This is a genomic window from Plesiocystis pacifica SIR-1 (genome assembly GCF_000170895.1).
In the GTDB taxonomy this organism is placed as follows: domain Bacteria; phylum Myxococcota_A; class Polyangia; order Nannocystales; family Nannocystaceae; genus Plesiocystis; species Plesiocystis pacifica.
Map to the genome: position 1 here is coordinate 28,306 of NZ_ABCS01000065.1, position 15,849 is coordinate 44,154.

Below are 15,849 nucleotides of genomic sequence, written 5' to 3' on the forward strand. Positions count from 1 at the left end.
TGCCTGATGAGGCGAGTGAGAACTTGGGGTCCGGTCAGTAACCGCGGACCTTCTTGACGATGTCTTCCTGGAGGCTGCTCGGAACCTCCGAGTAGGCGGCGAACTGCATCGTGTGGCTCGCCCGCCCCTGGGTCACGGAGCGAAGCGCAGTAGCATAGCCAACCATCTCTGCCAAGGGCACGCGGGCCTCGACGACCTGGGCATTCCCACGGGGGTTCATGCCCAGAACGCGACCTCGGCGAGTGTTCAGATCTGAATGGACGTTGCCGACGAACTCGTCGGGACCGACCACTTCGACGTCCATGACCGGCTCGAGCAGCTGTGCGCCGCCCTCGACGACCAGCTTATTGGTCGCCATGGTCGCCGCAGCCCGGAAGCTGGCCACGCTGGAGTCGCCCTCGATGTACTCGGCAGCGACCAAACGCACAGCGACGTCGAGCACCGGGTAGCCCAAGATCGGCCCGCGGGTGAGCGCGTCAGAGATACCCTCGACGGCGGCGGCCACGAACTCCTTGGGGAACTTGATGTATTCGTCGGTCTCCGGCAGCCCGGACTCGACGAGGTTGCCCTCGCCGCGCTCGCGGGGGGCGATCTCGACGCTGACCTTGGCGTACTGGCGCTTACCGCCGACCTCGCGGGCGTACTCGAAGTCCGTGCGCGCAGGCGCGCGGCTGCTCTCGCGGTACGCGACCTGCGGCTTGCCGACCCGAGCCTCGACCCGGTAATCGCGCAGCAGCTTGTTGACGATGACCTCGAGGTGGAGCTCGCCCTGCCCCGCCATCAGCGTCTGGCCCGAGTCCTTGTCCTCGTAGACCGTGAAGCTCGGATCTTCCTTCTGGATCCGCTCGAGGGCCTGGTCGAGGTCCCGCTGGTCCGCGGCGCTGCGCGCCTCGACGGAGCGGAAGATGACCGGGTCCGGGATGCTCATGCCCGGGAGGACCACGCGCTGCTTGTCCTTCGAGAGGATCAGCGTGTCACCCGTGGTCGAAAAGCGCAGGCCGACGGCGGCGGCGATGTTGCCCGGGCCCACGGCGTCGATCTCCTCGGTCTTCGAGGCGAGCACGAGCAAGAGCTTGTTGACGCGCTCTTTGCGGTCGCGGGTGACGTTGAGGACCTGGTCTTTGGCCCTGAGCGTGCCCGAGTAGACCCGGAACAGCACGACGGCGCCGCGGTGCGAGTCCTGGACGAGCTTGAAGGCCAGCGCGAGCAGGGGCCCGTCGGGGTCGGCCTCGCGGATGACCCGGTCGCCCTGGCCGCGGCCCGCGGTGATCTCGGCCTCGACGGGGGGCATGTCGAGGGGCGAGGGCAGGTAGTGGATGACCGCGTCGAGCAGCAGCTGCACGCCGCGGTTCTTGAGCGCCGAGCCGCACAGGACCGGGAAGCCCTTGAGGCTCAAGGTCGCTCGGCGCAGCCCAGCGCGGATGTCCTCGACGCTCAGCGAGTCGGTCGCCTCGCCGAGGAAGACCTCCATGATCTCGTCGTCGACGTCCGCGAGGGCCTCGATCATGGCCTCGCGGGCCAAGGTGGCGTCCTCGAAGATCGGGTGCTCCTCGGGCAGCGAGGCGCGCGTGAAGGTCCGGCCCTTGTCCTTGTCGTCCTCGGCCTTGGGCCAGGTCAGCAGCTCCATGGTGACCAGATCGACGATGGCCTCGAAGTCACCTTCGAGGCCAACGGGGAGCGCGATCACGATGGGGTGGGCGTCCAGGCGCTCGCGCATCATCGAGACGGTGCGATCGAGGGTCGCGCCGACGCGGTCGAGCTTGTTGACGAAGCAGATGCGCGGGACGGAGTAGCGGTCGGCCTGGCGCCAGACCGTCTCGGACTGGGCCTCGACGCCGGCGACGGCGTCGAACACCGCGATGGCCCCGTCGAGCACGCGCAGCGATCGCTCGACCTCGACGGTGAAGTCGACGTGCCCGGGGGTGTCGATGAGGTTGATGCGGTGCGCACCGTCCTCGGCGGTGTGGGCCTCGGGGTCGCCGGGCTTCCAAAAGCAGGTCGTGGCGACCGAGTAGATCGTGATGCCCCGCTTTTGCTCCTCCTCGTCGAAGTCCGTGTGCGCGGCTCCGTCGTGGACCTCGCCGATGTAGTGCGAGCTGCCCGTGTAGAACAGCACGCGCTCGGTCGTCGTGGTCTTGCCCGCATCGATGTGGGCCATGATCCCGATGTTCCGGATCATGCCGAGCTCGACGTCGTACTTGGCGCTCATGACGAGGTGCGGGAAAGGCGGGGGGAGAGAAAGGGCGGGATCGAAGTCGGAAACTGAGCTAGGGCCGCGGGGGCTGCCATCCGTCTCCAAGGGGGAGGGGGTGTGGCAGGGCCCGGGCCCGGCGTGGCTGAGCCGGCGCACGGTCCGTGCGTCGGCGACATCGCCATCAAAAGCTGTGGGGTTGGCTCAGTTCATTCGGTGCAGATCACCAGCGGTAGTGAGCGAAGGCCTTGTTGGCGTCGGCCATCTTGTGCACGTCTTCGCGCTTTTTGACGGCGAGACCGCGGTTCTGGGCCGCGTCGAGCATCTCGTTGGCGAGGCGCTCACGCATGGTCTTCTCGGGGCGCTTGCGGGCGAAGCCCACGAGCCAGCGGAAGGCCAGGGCCTGGCTCCGCTCGGAGCGGACTTCCATGGGCACCTGGTAGTTCGAGCCGCCGACGCGACGGGCGCGAACCTCGAGGCGGGGGCGAACGTTGGCGATGGCCTTCTCGAACACCTTGACCGGGTCGTCCTTGGTCTTCTCCGAGATGATCTCGAAGGCGGAGAACACGATCTTCTCGGCGACAGACTTCTTGCCGTCGAGCATCACCACGTTGACGAACTTGGCGATGTTGCGGTTCACGTCCGCGGGGTGGTCGGTGTAGCGGATCTCGTAGATGATCCGCTTGCGCTGCTTGGCCTTGATTCCCTTGCGCGACATCTTGGTTTACTCCGAACGGCAGGGCGTCACTTGGGACGCTTGGCCCCGTACTTCGACCGGCGCTGACGACGACCGTCGACGCCGACGGTGTCGAGGGTGCCGCGCACGATGTGGTAGCGAACGCCGGGCAGGTCCTTCACGCGACCGCCGCGGACGAGCACGATGCTGCGGTCCTGAAGGTTGTGCCCCTCACCGGGGATGTAGCTCGTGACCTCGATGCCGTTGGTCAGGCGAACACGCGCGACTTTGCGCAGCGCCGAGTTCGGCTTCTTCGGGGTCGAGGTGTAGACGCGAACGCAGACGCCACGCCGCTGCGGGCAGCCCTTGAGCGCAGGGGCCGTCTCCTTCTTGGGCTGACGCTGGCGTCCCTTGCGGACGAGCTGCTGAATCGTGGGCATTTGGTATCTCGGTCTTTGCGGTAACAAAGCTCCGCCGCGGAACCTAGCCCGCGGCGGTGGGAGGCGGAGTATATGGAAGTTGCCCCGCTGATCAAGGGGATCAGTGCGCTGAGTGGGGGTTAAAATGGGGGCTTCCGCACGATTCGTGGGATCTCGAGGGCGATCCGGGCCCAACTCTGGGCAGATCCTGAACTGATCCCGAGTAGATCCAAAGATCATCCGCCCTACGCGCAGGTTGGGGGGCCGGTTTCGGGCTCTTTTGGCAAGCAAAGAGCGCCGCCCGCTGTGCGGACGGCGCTCCTGCTTCGAGCCTCGAGCTCGGAGCTCAGTCGGCGGCCTCGCGGTCGCTCGCGCGACGCACGGTCGGCTCGCCAGACTCGCCGGTGCGGTCGTCGGTCTCCATGTTGAGCCGCTCGTAGACCGACAGGCCGGTGCCGGCCGGGATCAGGCGACCCATGATGACGTTCTCCTTGAGCCCGCGCAGGTAGTCGACCTTGCCCTGGAGCGCGGCCTCGGTCAGCACCTTGGTCGTCTCCTGGAAGGAGGACGCCGAGATGAAGGACTCCGTCGACAGCGAGGCCTTGGTGATGCCCAGCAGCAGCGGCTGGGCCGTCGCCTCGGCGCCGCCGAGGGAGGACACGCGCAGGTTCTCCTGACGGAACAGCTTCCGCTCGACGTGATCCTCGGCCAGGAAGTTGGTGTCGCCCGGATCGATGATCTTCACCCGGCGCATCATCTGGCGAACGATGACCTCGATGTGCTTGTCGTTGATCTTCACGCCCTGCAGGCGATAGACCTCCTGGATCTGATCGAGCAGGTAGGTCGCCAGGGCCTTCTCACCGAGCACCGCGAGGATGTCGTGGGGGTTCGAAGGACCGTCCATGAGGTTCTCGCCCGCGCGCACGCGGTCGCCCTCGCGGACCTGGAGGTGGCGCAGCTTGGGCACGAGGAACTCGTGGATCTCGCTGCCGTCCTCGGGGGAGATGATCACCCGACGCTTGGCGCCCTTGTCCTTGCCGAAGGACACGATGCCGTCGGTCGTCGCGATGATCGCGTGCTCCTTGGGCGTGCGGGCCTCGAACAGCTCGACCACCCGGGGCAGACCGCCGGTGATGTCCTTGGTCTTCTGGGCCTCGCGCTGGATGGTCGCCAGCACGTCGCCGGCCTCGACCTTCTGACCCTCCTGCACGTTGAACACGGCGCCGACGGGCAGGAAGTAGCGGGCGGGGTGACGGCCGATCATCACGGTCTCGCCGTCGTCGTCCTGGATGACCAGGCGCGGGCGCGAGTCCTTGTCGCGGCTCTCGACGATGACCATCGAGCTGTGCCCGGTGACCTCGTCGGTGGTGATCCGCATGGTCACGTTCTCGACGATGTCGCCGAACGCGAGCGTGCCGCTGGCCTCGGTGAGGATCGGGATGACGTGGGCGTCCCAGCGCGCGAGCACGGTCTTCTCGGACACCGTGTCGCCCTCGCCGACGAGCACGTGCGAGCCGTAGAACAGATCGTAGCGCTCGCGCACGCGGCCGCGCTCGTCGAGCAGGTGGATCTGCGAGTGGCGGTTCATCACCACCCAGTAGTCGACGTTGTTGCCGGTCTTGGGATCCACGCGCGAGCGCTTGACGAGCTGCGCGTCGACCATCTGGACCTTGCCGCCGAAGCGGGCCTCGAGCTCGCTCTTGGCGACGGTGGTCATCGACGCACCACCGAGGTGGAAGGTGCGCATGGTCAGCTGGGTGCCGGGCTCGCCGATGGACTGCGCGGCGATGATGCCCACGGCCTCGCCGACGTCGACGAGGTGGCCCCGGGCCAGGTCGCGGCCGTAGCACTTGGCGCAGATGCCCCGCATGGCCTCGCAGGTGAGGACCGAGCGCAGGACCACGGTCTGGATGCCGGCCTCGTCGATGAGCTTGGCGGTCTTCTCGTCGATGAGCTCGCCCTCGTCCGAGAGGATCTCGTCGGTGCCGGGGCGGTACACCGGCTCGAGCGCCACGCGGCCGAGGATGCGGTCGCCGAGGGCCTCGATGACCTCGGTGTCCTCCATCAGCGCCGAGACCTCGATGCCCTGGAAGGTGCCGCAGTCGTACTCGGTGATCACGGCCTCCTGGGCCACGTCGACGAGGCGGCGGGTCAGGTAACCGGAGTTGGCGGTCTTGAGCGCCGTGTCGGCCAGGCCCTTGCGCGCGCCGTGGGTCGAGATGAAGTACTGCTGGACCGTCAGCCCCTCACGGAAGTTCGTGGTGATGGGCTGCTCGATGATCTCGCCGGAGGGCTTGGCCATCAGGCCGCGCATGCCGGCGAGCTGGCGCATCTGCTGCTTCGAGCCACGGGCGCCGGAGTCGGCCATGATGTAGACCGAGTTGAAGGACTTTTGGGTCTTCTTCTCGCCGGTCCGCCGGTCGACGGCCTCCTCCTTGGAGATGCCGTCCATCATCGCCTTGGTGATCTCCTCGGAGACCTTGGCCCAGATGTCGACGACCTTGTTGTAGCGCTCGCCCGAGGTGATCAGGCCGTCGGCGTACTGCTCGCTGATCTGTCGGACCTCGTTGTTGGCGTTGTCGAGCAGCGTGCGCTTTTCGGCCGGGATGGCCATGTCGTCCATGCAGATGGAGATGCCGGCCTTGGTCGCCTCGGTGTAGCCGGTGCTGCGCAGGTAGTCGGCCATCAGCACCGTGGCCTTTTGGCCGCACACGCGGTAGCAGCGGTCGATCAGGTCGTTGAGCTGCTTTTTGCCCAGCGGCTTGTTGACCATCTCGAAGGGCAGCTTCTTGGGGATGCCGCCCTCGTAGAGCAGGACGCGGCCGCAGGTCGTGTCGACCATGGGGGCGCCGGGCTCCATGCGGACCTTGATCCGCGCCTGGAGGTGCAGCGAGCCGTGGTCGTAGGCCATGCGGACCTCCTCGGGGGAGCCGTACATGCCGACGAAGAAGCCGTCCTTGCCGGGATCCTCGTTGCGCTCACCCGGGGCGAAGTAGCGCTCGCGGGTCATGTAGTAGAGGCCGAGGACGATGTCCTGGGAGGGGACGATGATCGGCTTGCCGGACGCCGGGCTGAGGATGTTGTTGGTCGACATCATCAGCACGCGGGCCTCCATCTGGGCCTCGATGCACAGCGGCACGTGCACGGCCATCTGGTCGCCGTCGAAGTCGGCGTTGAAGGCGGTGCAGACCAGCGGGTGGAGCTGGATGGCCTTGCCCTCGATGAGCACGGGCTCGAAGGCCTGGATGCCCAGGCGGTGCAGCGTGGGCGCGCGGTTGAGGAACACGGGGTGCTCCTTGATGACCTCCTCGAGGATGTCCCAGACCTCCTCGGCCTCGCGCTCGACCATGCGCTTGGCGGACTTGATGGTGGTCACCAGGCCGCGCTGCTCGAGCTTGTTGTAGATGAAGGGCTTGAACAGCTCGAGCGCCATCTTCTTGGGCAGGCCGACCTCGTGGAGCTTGAGCTCCGGGCCGACGACGATGACCGAGCGGCCCGAGTAGTCGACGCGCTTGCCGAGCAGGTTCTGGCGGAAGCGGCCCGACTTGCCCCGGAGCATGTCCGAGAGCGACTTGAGCGGGCGCTTGTTGGGGCCGGTGATGGTCTTGCCGCGGCGGCCGTTGTCGAACAGGGCGTCGACGGCCTCCTGCAGCATCCGCTTCTCGTTGCGGATGATGATCTCCGGGGCGGCGAGCTCCTGCAGGCGCTTGAGCCGGTTGTTGCGGTTGATGACCCGGCGGTAGAGGTCGTTGAGGTCGGAGGACGCGAACCGGCCGCCGTCCAGGGGGACGAGCGGGCGCAGGTCCGGCGGCAGCACCGGGATGACGTCGAGCATCATGTGCTCGGGCTTGTTGCCGCTGTTGCGGAAGGCCTCGAGCACGCGCAGGCGCTTGGCCAGCTTCTTGCGCTTGGCCTCCGAGGTCGCGGCGGCGAGCTCGGCACGGACGGTGCGGGCCTCGACCACGGGGTCGATGCGCGAGAGCAGCTCCTTGATCGCCTCGGCGCCCATACCGGCGTCGAAGGCGTCGAGCCCGATCTCGTCGTAGAGCTGATCGAAGCGCTCCTCCGACAGGATCTCGGCGACCTCGAGGCCCGAGTCCTTGGGGTCGATGACGATGTAGCTCTCGCAGTAGAGCACCTTCTCCAGCTTGGTCAGCGGGATGTCGAGGATGGTGCCAATGCGCGAGGGCAGGCTCTTGAGGAACCAGATGTGGGCGACCGGCGTGGCCAGGTCGATGTGGCCGGCGCGCTCACGCCGGACCTTGGAGTGGATGACCTCGACGCCGCACTTCTCGCACACGACGCCGCGGTGCTTCATGCGCTTGTACTTGCCGCACAAGCACTCGTAGTCCTTGATCGGGCCAAAGATCTTCGCGCAGAACAGCCCGTCCCGCTCCGGCTTGAAGGTCCGGTAGTTGATGGTCTCGGGGTTCTTCACCTCACCGTGGGAGCGCTCGCGAATCGCCTTGGGCGAAGCGACGCCAATCCGCAGTGCGTTGAAGACCTCGGCCTCTTTGGGCTTTTCGAAGAAGCTGAAGATGTCGCGCATCGGGGTTCCTTCCTGTGGTGCGGGTCGAGCGTCCTCGGCCCGCGGGGGTGCAGGCCGGGCGTCCCCGACCTGCGGTGCGTGGGTTCACGCGGATTCGGGAGTTCGGATCACTCGGCCGCCGAGAGGGGGCCGCGACGGTAGCCGGGGTCTTCGACGTTGATGAGCTCGACGTCGAGGCACAGGGCCTGGAGCTCCTTGAGGAGCACGTTGAAGGACTCGGGCACGCCGGGCTGCATGGTCGGCTGACCCTTGACGATCGACTCGTACATGCGCATGCGCCCGACGACGTCGTCCGACTTGACGGTCAGCAGCTCCTGCAGGGCGTAGGCGGCCCCGTAAGCCTCGAGGGCCCAGACCTCCATCTCACCGAGGCGCTGACCGCCGAACTGGGCCTTGCCGCCCAGGGGCTGCTGGGTGACCAGCGAGTACGGCCCGATGCTCCGGGCGTGGATCTTGTCGTCCACGAGGTGGTGGAGCTTGAGCATGTACATGATGCCCACGGTCACGTCCTCCTCGAAGGCCTCGCCGGTGCGGCCGTCGAACAAGATCGCCTGGCCCGAGTCGGGCAGGCCGGCCTTTTGCAGGAAGCCCTTGACCTCGCTCTCGTGGGCGCCGTCGAACACCGGCGTGGCCACGTGGATGCCCCGGCGGACCTTGTCCGCGAAGCGGATCACGTCGTCATCGGGCAGCTGCTCGATGAAGCGCATGGCCTCCTCGGTCTCGTAGATCTTCTTGAGCTGGGCGCGCAGCACCTCCGCGGAGTAGTTGGTCTCCATGTAGGCGTTGATCTGGTTGCCGAGCTCGCGCGCGGCCCACCCGAGGTGGACCTCGAGGATCTGGCCGACGTTCATGCGCGAGGGGACGCCCAGGGGGTTGAGGACGATGTCCACGGGGGTGCCGTCCTCGAGGTAGGGCAGGTCCTCCGTCGGGAGGATGCGCGAGATGACGCCCTTGTTGCCGTGGCGGCCGGCCATCTTGTCGCCGACCTGCAGCTTGCGCTTGATGGCGACGTAGACCTTGACCATCTTGATGACGCCGGGCGGCAGCTCGTCGCCCTTGGTCAGCTTGGCCAGCTTCTCGCGGTAGATGGTCTCGATCTCGTCGAGGTCCTTCTCGAGCCGGCGACCCAGAGCCTCGATGAGCTCGGTGTCCTCGGCGGTGGTCAGGGAGAACTGCGACCAGTACTTGCGCGGCGCGGCGTCGACCAGGGCAGCGGTCAGCTGCACGTTGGCGTCGACGAGCATCGCCCCCTGGTCGTCGACGAGCTTGGCGGCCGTCGTCTTGCCGAGCAGGATCTCCTTGATGCGGTTGTGGTAGCCGGCCGAGACGATGGCCACGTTGTCGTGGTGGTCCTGGCTCAGGCGCTCGCGCTCGGCGTCCTCGATCTGCTGGGCGCGGACGTCCTTGTCGACGCCCTTGCGGGCGAACACGCGGGCGTCGATGATGATGCCCGACACGCCCGGCGGCAGGCGCAGGGAGGTGTCGCGGACGTCGCCGGCCTTCTCACCGAAGATGGCGCGGAGCAGCTTCTCCTCGGGGCTGAGCTGGGTCTCGCCCTTGGGCGTGATCTTGCCGACCAGGATGTCGCCGGCGTGGACCTCGGCGCCGATGCGGACGATGCCCGCGTCGTCGAGGTTCTTGAGGGCCTCTTCACCCACGTTCGGGATGTCGCGGGTGATCTCCTCCTTGCCCAGCTTGGTGTCGCGGGCGACGCACTCGAACTCCTCGATGTGGATCGTGGTGTAGACGTCCTCGCGGATCAGCCGCTCGGACACCAGGATCGAGTCCTCGAAGTTGTAGCCCTGCCAGGGCATGAAGGCGACGAGCAGGTTCTGGCCCAGCGCCAGCTCGCCGCGCTCCGTGGCCGCCCCGTCGGCGATGACGTCGCCCGACTTGACCCGGTCGCCGACGTTGACGATCGGCTTTTGGTTGAGCGCCGTGTTCTGGTTGGAGCGGCGGAACTTGACCAGGTTGTAGATATCGGGCTTGGCGCCGAGGATGCTGCGATCCTCCTCGCCGCGGCCCGACACCGGCTTGACGACGATGCGGCCGCCGTCGACCTGCTCGACGATGCCGTCGCGGTGGGCGACGACGGTCGAGCCCGAGTCGCGGGCGACGTTGGTCTCGATGCCGGTGCCGACCAGCGGGGCGTCGGTGCGCAGGCAGGGGACCGCCTGCCGCTGCATGTTCGAGCCCATGAGCGCACGGTTGGCGTCGTCGTGCTCGAGGAAGGGGATGAGCGAGGCGGCGACGGAGACCAGCTGGTTGGGCGAGACGTCCATCAGCGTGACCTCGGCCGGGGAGACCATCTCGAACTCCTCGTTGTGACGGCACTGGACCGTCTCACCGATGAACTTGCCGGCCGCGTCCATCTGCGAGTTGGCCTGGGCGATGTAGTGGCCCTGCTCCTGGAGCGCCGAGTAGTAGGCGACCTCGCTGGTGGCCTTGCCGCCCTCGACCGTGCGGTAGGGCGTCTCGATGAAGCCGAACTCGTTGATCCGCGCGTAGGTCGACAGCGACGCGATCAGGCCGATGTTCGGACCCTCCGGGGTCTCGATCGGGCAGATGCGGCCGTAGTGCGTGGCGTGCACGTCGCGGACCTCGAAGCCGGCGCGCTCGCGGGTCAGACCGCCGGGCCCGAGGGCCGAGAGGCGACGCTTGTGGGTCACCTCGCTCAGCGGGTTGGTCTGATCCATGAACTGCGACAGCTGCGAGCTGGCGAAGTACTCCTTGACCACGGCCGAGACGGGCTTGGCGTTGATCAAGTCGGCGGGCATGAGCGCGTCCATCTCCTGGGACATGCTCATGCGCTCCTTGATGGCCCGCTCCATGCGAACCAGGCCGATGCGGTACTGGTTCTCCATGAGCTCACCGACCGCGCGGACGCGGCGGTTGCCGAGGTGGTCGATGTCGTCGATCTTGCCCCGGCCGTTGCGGAGCTCGACGAGGTAGCGGACGGTCTCGAGGATGTCCCGCTTGGTCAGGACCTTGGTCTCGAGGGGCTCGTCGATGCCGAACTTGTGGTTGAGCTTGAGGCGGCCGACCGTCGAGAGGTCGTAGCGGTCGGAGCGGAAGAACAGCGACTCGAACAGGTTGCGCGCCGTGTCGATGGTCGGCGGATCGCCCGGGCGCAGGCGCCGGTAGATCTCCATGATCGCGTCCTCCGAGGAGGTCAGCTTGTCGGCGATCAGGGTGTCGCGCAGGAAGGAGCCGACGTTGAAGTCGTCGATGAACAAGATCCGGAAGGAGTCGATGCCCGCTTCCACGATGTTGGCCAGGACGTCCTCGGTGACCTCGTCGTTGCAGTTGAGCAGGACCTCGCCGGTGTCCTCGTCGAACACGTCCTCGGCGGCGACCTTGCCGATGAGCTCCTCGGGCTCGAGCGGGATCTCGGAGATGCCCGCGTTGCGCATGCGCTTGATGAGGACCTTGTTGAGCTTCTTGCCCTTCTTGACCAGGACCTGCCCGCTCTCGGGGTCGCGGATCTCCTGGGTGGAGCGCTGGCCCGCGATCAAGTCGTAGTCCACCTCGCGCGAGATCTTCCCGTCGCGGAGGTGGATCGTCTCCTTGTCGTAGTAGTAGTCGAGCAGCTCCTGGGTGGAGTAGCCCAGCGCGCGCAGGATGACCGAGGCGTGCAGCTTGCGACGCCGATCGATGCGCACGTAGACGAAGTCCTTGTGGTCGAACTCGAAGTCGAGCCAGCTGCCGCGGTAGGGGATCACGCGGGCGCTGAACAGCTTCTTGCCGGAGCTGTGGGTCTTGCCGCGGTCGTGGTTGAAGAACACGCCGGGCGAGCGGTGCAGCTGCGAGACGACGACGCGCTCGGTACCGTTGATGATGAAGGTGCCGTGCTGGGTCATCAGCGGGATCTCGCCGAAGTAGACCTCCTGCTCCTTCACGTCACGGATCGACTGGGTGCCGGTCTCGTCGTCGACGTCCCACACGACCAGGCGGACGACGACCTTGATCGGCGCCGCGAAGGTCATGCCGCGGGCGCGGCACTCGTCGACGTCGTACTTGGGACGGTCGAGGGAGTAGCTGACGAACTCGAGGCTCGAGGTCTCGCCGAAGTCCTTGATCGGGAAGACCGAGCTGAACACGGCCTGAAGGCCGACCATCTCGCGCTCGTCAGCGGGGACGTCAGCCTGCAAAAGCTTGTCGTAGGAGCGCTTTTGGATGTCGATGAGGTTGGGAACCTCGATGATCTTCTTGAGCTTGCCGAAGTTTTTTCGGACCCTGAAGTTGTTCTGGATTCGCGCCATCCGGTCTCCTCGCTGTGTTGTCGGTCTCAGACCGCCCTCGCGGGTTAATTCAGTTTTTGGGGGTGTGGACGGGGTTCTCAAAAACGCACGGACGCGCCTGCGCTCCCCGTCCACGGGGCGCAGGCGCGGCCGTTCGAGGACTACTTGACCTCGACCTCGGCGCCGGCCTCTTCGAGGATCTTCTTGAGCTCCTCGGCCTCCTCCTTGGAGACGGCCTCCTTGACGGCCACGGGAGCGCTCTCGACGAGGCTCTTGGCCTCCTTGAGGCCCAGGCCGGAGATCTGGGCGCGGATGGCCTTGATCACGTTGATCTTCTTGGCGCCGAAGGACTTGAGCACGACGTCGAACTCGGTCTGCTCTTCCTTGGCCTCCTCGGCGGCCGGGCCAGCGACCATCACGGCGCCGCCGGCGGCAGCCTCGACGCCCCACTTGTCCTCGAGCTCCTTGACCAGATCGGCCATCTGCATGACCGAGAGGTTGCTGAGGAAATCGATGACCTGCTCACGGGTGATGTTGTCGGACATTTTTTGTTCTTCTTCTTTCTAGGAAACCTGGTTTGCCAATCAGGGACTGGAGTACGGCCGGCTCAGGCCGCCTCCTCGTCCTTCTTCTTCTTGGCGTTGAGCACTCGGAGGAAGTCCCGCGGCGCGGCCTGCATGACCTGAACCATGCGGGTTGCCGGGGTCTTGAACAGCATCAGCAGCTTGGCCTTGATCTCGCGGGGGCCAGGCATGTCGGCGAGCTTGTTGCAAGCTTCGCCCTCGAGAACTTCGCCCTCGACGACGCCGGCCTTGAGGCGCAGCTTGTCGTTCTTCTTGGCGAAGTCACGCGCGACGCGGGCCGGAGCACCCGGATCGTCGGCGTTGTAGGCGAGCCCGGACACACCCTTGAGGAAGGGCGAGAGGGGCTCGTGGGAGGTCCCGGCGATCGCGTAGCGAATCACCGAGTTCTTGTAGACACGGTAGGTGCAGCCGGCGTCACGGAACTGGCCACGAAGCTCTTCGGCTTCGGCCACCGTGAGCCGGTCGTACTCCACGACGACGAGGGCCGTGAGGTCCTCGACTTCCTCGCGGAGCGCGGCGGATTGGGCGTATTTGATGCTCTTTTCCATGGTTGTCTCCCTTCCCGCTTGGGGAGCCGGCTCGCTCTCGGCTGTCTGCGCGAGAGAGGCCGGCTGCTGCACCAGTGTCTACCCCCCTGCTCTCTCGAGCGCGGCGGGCTCTGGCCGCTGTGCCGTTCGTTCCTCTCCCCCGCTTAGGCCGGAAATTGAGGTCCAGATGGACCACCGGCTGTCTCGAGCAGGAGTGCCCCCGATGAACGGTCCCGGGGGCGTGTGGGTCAATGACCTTGCGGTGCTATGGCCTCCTTGGGTCTTCGTATCTTGGTTTGGGTTGGCGGATTATTCGGCGGTGACCATGCTCTGGACCTCGTTGGTGTCCAGGCGGATGCCGGGACCCATGGTCGAGGACAAAGACACGCTCTTGAAGTACTTGCCCTTGGCCGTGGCGGGCTTGAGGCGCTGCAGGGTGCGCAGGAAGGTCTCGAGGTTCTCCTGAAGCTTGACAGCCTCGAAGCTGACCTTGCCGATGGGCGCGTGGATGATGCCCGTGCGCTCGGTCCGGAACTCGATGCGGCCGGCCTTGCGCTCGGTGACGGCCTTCTTGACGTCCATCGTGACCGTGCCGACCTTCGGGTTCGGCATCAGGTTGCGAGGTCCGAGGATGCGGCCGAGGCGGCCGACGAGGCCCATCATGTCGGGCGTGGCGATGGCGACGTCGAAGTCGAGCCAGCCCTCTTGGATCTTGGCGACGATGTCGTCGGAGCCGACGAAGTCCGCGCCCGCGTCCTTGGCCTGGTTGACCCGGTCGCCCTTGGCGAACACCAGCACGCGGACGCTCTTGCCCGTGCCGTGCGGCAGGGACACCGACGAGCGGATCATCTGATCGGCGTGGCGGGGGTTGACGCCCAGACGGGCCGCGCACTCGACGGTCTCGTCGAATTTGGCGGGGGCGACCACCTTGACCAGTTCGCAGGCCTCGACGAGGCCGTAGCGCTTATCGCGGTCGATCTTGGACCGCGCCTCTTTGTACTTCTTACCCATGTTGGTGTGCTCCCCGGGGTCCATGCAGGGGCGCTCGCCCCCTCCCCCGGTCTGAAGGTTGTTTGGTTGAACTCAGAAGAGTTCGGGAACTCAGACGACCTCGAGGCCCATGGACCGAGCGGTGCCAGCGATGCTGAGCATGGCCTGCTCGATGGTGTAGGCGTTCATGTCGTTGATCTTGGTCTCGGCGATCTTGCGCAGATCGTCCTCGGTGACCTTGCCGACCTTGGTCTTGTTGGGCTCACCCGAGCCCTTGGGGATGCCGGCGGCCTTCAGGAGCAAGACCGCGGCGGGCGGGCTCTTGGTCTCGAAGGTGAAGGAGCGGTCCGAGAAGACCGTGATGACCACCGGGATGACCATGCCCTGGTCCTTCTGCGTGCGCGCGTTGAACTGCTTGCAGAAGTCCATGATGTTGACGCCCTTGGCACCCAGGGCGGGGCCGACGGGGGGCGCGGGGTTGGCCTGGCCAGCCTTGATCTGCAGCTTGATTTGCCCAGTGACCTTCTTCATGGCTTTGTTCGCTCGAATCTAGAGTGGAAATCGCGGGGGTTGGGGTCGTTCAGCTCGGGGAGTCCGGCTCGACCTCGGAGAAGTCGACCTCGACTCGGGTGGGACGCCCGAAGATCGAGACCGAGAGCTTGATCTTTCGCTTCTCGGTGTTCACCTCCTCAACTTCACCGCTGAAGTTGGCGAAGGCGCCACTTTTGACGCGAACCTGGTCGCCCACCGAGTAGTCGATGTCGGGCACGACCACCTCTTCCTCGGTCACCTGCTTGGGCTCGGTCTTGCCGAGCATGCGGTCCATCTCGCGCTGCGAGACGGGCTTGGGCGTCTTGCCGCTAGACAGGAAGCCGCTGACCTTGGGGGTGTTCTTGACCAGGTGCCAGGCCGGCTTCGTGAGCCGCATGCGCACGAAGATGTAGCCTGGGAAGAACTTGCGGGTCTGCTTCACCTGGCGCTTGCCACGCTGCTCGATGACCTGCTCGGAAGGCACGAGGATGTCCTCGAAGCACTCCTCGAGCTCGTTCTTCTTGATGCGGTCCTCGAGCGACTTCTTGACCGTGTTCTCGTACCCCGAGAAGGTGTTCACGATGAACCACTGCAGCGGAGTATCGGTCGTTGCTTCAGGCATGGCGGCGCTTGGGGTGGGTCCGGCTCAGAGCTCGTAGAGCCAGCTGGTGGCTTGACTCCAGAAGGTGTCCATGAGCCACAAGATGCCGGAGCAGATGAGAGTGATGATGACGACGACCACGGTCGCAGCCCGGGTCTCCGCGCGGGTCGGCCAGACGATCTGAGAGACCTCGGTCGCCACGTCGGAGATGAATTTGAAGTGCTGCTCGCGCGACCAGAGGTAGACGATCAGCGAGATGCCGATGATGGCGCCGATGCCCTGGGCCCAAAACTCGTTGGGTCGAGGGATCGTCGCCGGCCACTGGGCCCAGCCCCAACCCCAGACGTTCTCGACGAGGTTGCCAAACACCCAGGCCGAGATCCCCGCAAAAGCGGCGAAGACGACGTGTGCCCACCGCGAAGGGTCAAACTCCTTCGGGCCGACAGGCTTGTTGCGTTTTCGTGCTCGCGCCATGTTTCTTCGTCACTCCCGCGGGCAAGATGGCATTGCTACCTTGCGATCTGACCGGGTGGGGTCTGG

General features: G+C 66.0%; 11 protein-coding genes. All 11 read right to left on the minus strand.

What is annotated here, in order from left to right:
- Positions 1-34 precede the first annotated feature (34 nt).
- The 11 genes from fusA to secE all read right to left on the minus strand — a co-directional run bounded on the left by fusA (position 35) and on the right by secE (position 15,678).
- On the minus strand, positions 35-2,209 hold the full coding sequence (fusA, locus tag PPSIR1_RS27245) for an elongation factor G (RefSeq protein WP_006974422.1): 2,175 nt from the start codon (positions 2,207-2,209) through the stop codon (positions 35-37).
- A 205-nt stretch (positions 2,210-2,414) separates the two neighbouring features.
- On the minus strand, positions 2,415-2,909 hold the full coding sequence (gene rpsG / locus PPSIR1_RS27250) for a 30S ribosomal protein S7 (RefSeq protein WP_006974423.1): 495 nt from the start codon (positions 2,907-2,909) through the stop codon (positions 2,415-2,417).
- 26 nt (positions 2,910-2,935) lie between these two features.
- Positions 2,936-3,307, minus strand: coding sequence for a 30S ribosomal protein S12 (rpsL, locus tag PPSIR1_RS27255; protein ID WP_006974424.1), 372 nt, complete (start codon positions 3,305-3,307; stop codon positions 2,936-2,938).
- Between the two features lie 325 nt (positions 3,308-3,632).
- Complete coding sequence (rpoC, locus tag PPSIR1_RS27260; RefSeq protein ID WP_006974425.1) at positions 3,633-7,835, minus strand: DNA-directed RNA polymerase subunit beta'; 4,203 nt, start codon at positions 7,833-7,835, stop codon at positions 3,633-3,635.
- Positions 7,836-7,942: 107 nt separating this feature from the next.
- Positions 7,943-12,097 carry a DNA-directed RNA polymerase subunit beta gene (gene rpoB / locus PPSIR1_RS27265; RefSeq protein ID WP_006974426.1) on the minus strand — a complete coding sequence of 1,385 codons (4,155 nt, stop codon included), beginning with the start codon at positions 12,095-12,097 and terminating at the stop codon, positions 7,943-7,945.
- A 140-nt stretch (positions 12,098-12,237) separates the two neighbouring features.
- Positions 12,238-12,621 (minus strand): 50S ribosomal protein L7/L12, encoded by a 384-nt coding sequence (gene rplL, locus PPSIR1_RS27270; protein ID WP_006974427.1) that lies wholly within the window; start codon positions 12,619-12,621, stop codon positions 12,238-12,240.
- A 62-nt stretch (positions 12,622-12,683) separates the two neighbouring features.
- Entirely contained in the window at positions 12,684-13,208 is a 525-nt protein-coding gene (gene rplJ / locus PPSIR1_RS27275; RefSeq protein WP_006974428.1) for a 50S ribosomal protein L10, read from the minus strand.
- A gap of 288 nt (positions 13,209-13,496) precedes the next feature.
- Positions 13,497-14,222, minus strand: a complete 726-nt coding sequence (gene rplA / locus PPSIR1_RS27280) for a 50S ribosomal protein L1 (protein ID WP_006974429.1) — start codon at positions 14,220-14,222, stop codon at positions 13,497-13,499.
- 66 nt (positions 14,223-14,288) lie between these two features.
- Entirely contained in the window at positions 14,289-14,708 is a 420-nt protein-coding gene (gene rplK / locus PPSIR1_RS27285; protein ID WP_006974430.1) for a 50S ribosomal protein L11, read from the minus strand.
- A gap of 49 nt (positions 14,709-14,757) precedes the next feature.
- Positions 14,758-15,330: a transcription termination/antitermination protein NusG gene (gene nusG, locus PPSIR1_RS27290; protein ID WP_045116842.1), complete on the minus strand. Its 573-nt coding sequence runs from the start codon at positions 15,328-15,330 to the stop codon at positions 14,758-14,760.
- Positions 15,331-15,354: 24 nt separating this feature from the next.
- On the minus strand, positions 15,355-15,678 hold the full coding sequence (gene secE / locus PPSIR1_RS27295) for a preprotein translocase subunit SecE (RefSeq protein ID WP_006974432.1): 324 nt from the start codon (positions 15,676-15,678) through the stop codon (positions 15,355-15,357).
- Positions 15,679-15,849 lie beyond the last annotated feature (171 nt).

Excerpts from the sequence above, each read along its gene's own strand:
- rplK (WP_006974430.1), bottom strand. The coding sequence starts at position 14,708 with ATGAAGAAGGTCACTGGGCAAATCAAGCTGCAGATCAAGGCTGGCCAG.
- fusA (WP_006974422.1), bottom strand. The coding sequence starts at position 2,209 with ATGAGCGCCAAGTACGACGTCGAGCTCGGCATGATCCGGAACATCGGG.
- rpoC (WP_006974425.1), bottom strand. The coding sequence starts at position 7,835 with ATGCGCGACATCTTCAGCTTCTTCGAAAAGCCCAAAGAGGCCGAGGTC.
- rplA (WP_006974429.1), bottom strand. The coding sequence starts at position 14,222 with ATGGACCCCGGGGAGCACACCAACATGGGTAAGAAGTACAAAGAGGCG.
- rpoB (WP_006974426.1), bottom strand. The coding sequence starts at position 12,097 with ATGGCGCGAATCCAGAACAACTTCAGGGTCCGAAAAAACTTCGGCAAG.
- nusG (WP_045116842.1), bottom strand. The coding sequence starts at position 15,330 with ATGCCTGAAGCAACGACCGATACTCCGCTGCAGTGGTTCATCGTGAAC.
- rplL (WP_006974427.1), bottom strand. The coding sequence starts at position 12,621 with ATGTCCGACAACATCACCCGTGAGCAGGTCATCGATTTCCTCAGCAAC.
- rpsG (WP_006974423.1), bottom strand. The coding sequence starts at position 2,909 with ATGTCGCGCAAGGGAATCAAGGCCAAGCAGCGCAAGCGGATCATCTAC.
- rpsL (WP_006974424.1), bottom strand. The coding sequence starts at position 3,307 with ATGCCCACGATTCAGCAGCTCGTCCGCAAGGGACGCCAGCGTCAGCCC.
- rplJ (WP_006974428.1), bottom strand. The coding sequence starts at position 13,208 with ATGGAAAAGAGCATCAAATACGCCCAATCCGCCGCGCTCCGCGAGGAA.